Annotated in this window: 3 protein-coding genes; 1 reads left to right on the forward strand and 2 read right to left on the reverse strand. The window is 73.1% G+C overall.

Features of this window, described 5'->3' with window-relative positions; all coding sequences use genetic code 11:
* Positions 1–721: 721 nt before the first annotated feature.
* Positions 722–979, forward strand: a complete 258-nt coding sequence (locus DKL51_RS28330; protein WP_109945355.1) for a DUF3040 domain-containing protein — start codon at positions 722–724, stop codon at positions 977–979.
* 45 nt (positions 980–1,024) lie between these two features.
* Here DKL51_RS28330 and DKL51_RS28335 read toward each other — a convergent pair whose 3' ends face one another.
* Together DKL51_RS28335 and DKL51_RS28340 are read right to left on the reverse strand one after the other, a co-directional pair.
* Positions 1,025–1,933 (reverse strand): SWIM zinc finger family protein, encoded by a 909-nt coding sequence (locus DKL51_RS28335; RefSeq protein WP_109964335.1) that lies wholly within the window; start codon positions 1,931–1,933, stop codon positions 1,025–1,027.
* The coding region (locus tag DKL51_RS28340; protein ID WP_148097873.1) for a DEAD/DEAH box helicase at positions 1,930–3,384 on the reverse strand (1,455 nt) is incomplete at its 5' end. The genes DKL51_RS28335 and DKL51_RS28340, both read right to left, overlap by 4 nt.

Consider the following 3,384-nt stretch of genomic DNA (forward strand, 5'->3'; position numbering starts at 1 on the left):
AGCCGGCGTCCCGGCTCCTCGTCATCGTCGAGAGTGGGCAGTCCGCCGCCGGGGAGCGGGGGGGCGGTCCTGGTGGGGGAAGCCGTCCGCCCCGACCCACCGTGCGCCTTACGCGGGGAGCAGGCTGGCGGCGGCGTACGGCGTGCTGACGTTTGGGTCGCGGTGCCCGCCCGGGGTCGGGTGCGGTGATTCGGGTCGGCCGGGGTCGTCCCGCGGTCGGCGTGGTGGCACATTCTGGTCGGCCATGTACCAATCCCGTTTTCTTCGAGGCGCGCCGGCCGCCGAGGTCCGGGGTGGGCGGCGGGGCGGCGCCTGTTGCGGAGGAAGTTGCCAGGAAGGTAGCCACGGGTTCCGGACCCCTCAAGGCGCGCGGAAGGGGGCTCGGGAGGGCACTTAAGACGGTGCTCAGGCGGGGCTCCCAGCGGTCGGTTCGTCCCGGTCCGGCCACCGGCGTCCCGAGCAGGGCCGACCTCGCATCGGACGGCCCGGACGTAACATTTTCGGCCACTGCGGCGCTGTTTATGCCGTTCAACGGCACAGGGAAAGTTAAGGCCCGGATAAGCCCGCCCTGCGGTCGTCCGATCGGAAAGATCCGCACTCCGCTCCGCCGCCGACCGGGTCGCCGTGCCGAGGCGAAAGTGGAATCACGAGCAGGGGCGTGACCGCCCTCCGTTGCGGGTATGCCGCCGGACCGCTGAAGCCGTGAGGGGAAGGCACCGCCATGCTCAGCAAAGAGGATCAGCGCAGGTTCGAACAAATCACCCGCCAGCTGCGGGAGAGCGACCCGCAGTTCTTCGCCCGGCTCGACCACCGGGCGCGGGCCCGCCGGGGCCGGTACCTGATGCTGCTGACGATCGTGCTGTGGGCCTCACTGCCGGCAATGACCGTGCTGGCCGGGCGGCTGGCCGGCGCGATCTGCGCCGTGGTGCTGATAGCAAACGCCGGACTCATGTGGCGCTTCCGGCGGCGCTGGCTATGAGCCCGCCAGGCGCGGTCACTCCGGTCGCGGTCGCTCCGGTCGCGATCACTCCGCCGCCGGTCGGGGTCGGCCGAGATCCCGGTACGCCCGGCGCAACCGTTCGAGCAGGCCGGGGCCACCGATGGCCGGCCCCGGTGGGCCGAGCTGACGCAGCAGCAGATCCGGTGCGGTCACCAGGGTCGGCGGCCGATCGGGCAGCGGCACCGGCGACACCCAGAACCGGTCCACCGCCTCGTCCAGCGGGGCCGGGGGCAGGCTGCCCAGCACCCGCGCCGCACCGGCGGCCGGCGAGCTCTCCATCGTGGACGGAGCACGGACACTGACCGGCGCCTCCGTCGTACCGGCGCCCCGCAGGGTGCGAAGTCGGCCGAGCAGCTCGTCCCGGCTGCGGCCCCGCCAGTGCAGCAACTGGAACGGGTCGGCGTCGAACGCCTCGGCGAGCAGGTAGAAGGTGGCCGCGAGGTGCTTGCACGGGACCGCGAAGTCCGGGCAGGAGCACCGCTGTGCCAGCTCGTCCACCGCCGCCGGGAAGAGCGGAGCGCCGGCCGAGGCGAAGAGCTCCTCCAGCTCGGCCGGGAGGTCCCCGGCGAGCAGCCGGGCGCTGAAGAACGCCTGCGCCGCCAGCTCCGCCTCGATCCGCCTCCACAACTCCGCCGGGAACGCCGCCAGCCCGATCCGCACCTGGTACGGCTCCGGCCGGGAACCCTGCACCGAGGCGGTGACCAGTCCCGGGGCGACGTCCAGGTGCAGCACCTGACCCCGGCGCGCGTACGCCCGGCCCCGGGTGAGCCGGGTGCCCAGCGCGAAGGACTCCAGCACCTCCAGGAACCGTCGCGACCACCACGACTGCCCGATCGCGCCCCGCGTGCTGCGGGCTCGCAGCCCGCCCTCGACCCGGCGGGGCGGACCGAACTCGGCGAACCGGCCGGTGGCCTCCGATCCCGGCGTGGTCACTCCACCACCGCCCCGGGCTCCAGCGCGAACAGCTCGCGCAGCGCGCCCGTGGAGAGCTCGGTGACCCACTGCTCACCGGTGCCCACCACCCGCTGCGCCAGGCTGCGCTTGTCGGCGATCATCGCGGCCACCTTCTCCTCCACCGTGCCGGCGCAGACGAACTTCCGTACCTGCACCCGGCGGCGCTGACCGATCCGGAACGCCCGGTCGGTGGCCTGGTCCTCGACCGCCGGGTTCCACCACCGGTCCACGTGCACCACGTGGTTCGCCGCGGTCAGCGTCAGGCCGGTGCCGCCGGCCTTCAACGAGAGGACGAAGAGCGGTGGGCCGTCCGCCGACTGGAAGCGGGTGACCATGGCGTCCCGGTCGGCCTTGCCGACCCCGCCGTGCAGGAAGAGCACCTCCCGGCCGAGGCGGGCCGACAGATGCCCGCGCAGCATGCCGCCGAACTCGGCGTACTGGGTGAAGAGCAGCGCCTTCTCCCCCGCCGCGAGGACCTCGTCGACGATCTCCTCCAGCCGCTCCAGCTTGCCGGAGCGCCCGGGCAGCGCCGAACCGTCCCGCAGCAGCTGCGCCGGGTGGTTGCAGACCTGCTTCAGCCGGGTCATGGTGGCCAGCACCAGGCCACGGCGCTCGATCCCGTCGCTCGACTCGATCTTCGCCATCATGTCGTCGACCACCGCCCGATAGAGGGCCGCCTGCTCGGCGGTGAGGTTGCAGAGCACCTCCATCTCCAGCTTCTCCGGCAGGTCGGAGATGATCGACGAGTCGGTCTTGAGCCGGCGGAGCACGAACGGGCCGGTGATCCGGCGCAGCCGCCCGGCCACCTCGGCGTCGCCGTGCCGCTCGATCGGCTCGGCGAACTTCTTCTTGAACGTGGCCGCCGGGCCGAGCAGCCCTGGGTTGGCGAACTGCATGATCGACCAGAGGTCGGCGAGTCGGTTCTCCACCGGCGTACCGGTGACGGCGACCCGGTGCCGTGCGGGCAACGACCGGACCGCCTCGGCCTGCCGGGTCGACGCGTTCTTGATCGCCTGCGCCTCGTCCACCACCACCCGGTGCCAGTCGATCCCGGCCAGGTCAAACGCGTCCCGCGCGGCCACCGAGTAGGTGGTGAGGACCAGATCCGCGGCGTGCACCGCCGCCGCGAACTCCTCACCCCGCGCCCGCTCGGCCCCGTGGTGCACGTGCACCCGCAGCTCCGGCGCGAACCGGGCCGCCTCCCGCTGCCAGTTGCCAACCAGCGACATCGGACAGACCAGCAGGGTCGGCCCGGCCTCGGGCGGGTCCCCGGCCAGCAGGGCGAGCAGTTGCACCGTCTTGCCCAGCCCCATGTCGTCGGCGAGGATGCCGCCCAGCCCCAGCGACTGGAGGAACGCCAACCAGGCCAGCCCCCGCCGCTGGTACGGCCGCAGTGTGCCGTGGAAGCCCGGCGGCGGGTCGGCCGGGGT

Origin of the sequence: Micromonospora globispora, from assembly GCF_003857015.1 — a bacterium.
In the GTDB taxonomy this organism is placed as follows: domain Bacteria; phylum Actinomycetota; class Actinomycetes; order Mycobacteriales; family Micromonosporaceae; genus Micromonospora; species Micromonospora globispora.

What these genes read in the sequence shown, in the direction of transcription:
- DKL51_RS28330 (WP_109945355.1), top strand. Translation starts at nt 722, where the DNA reads ATGCTCAGCAAAGAGGATCAGCGCAGGTTCGAACAAATCACCCGCCAG.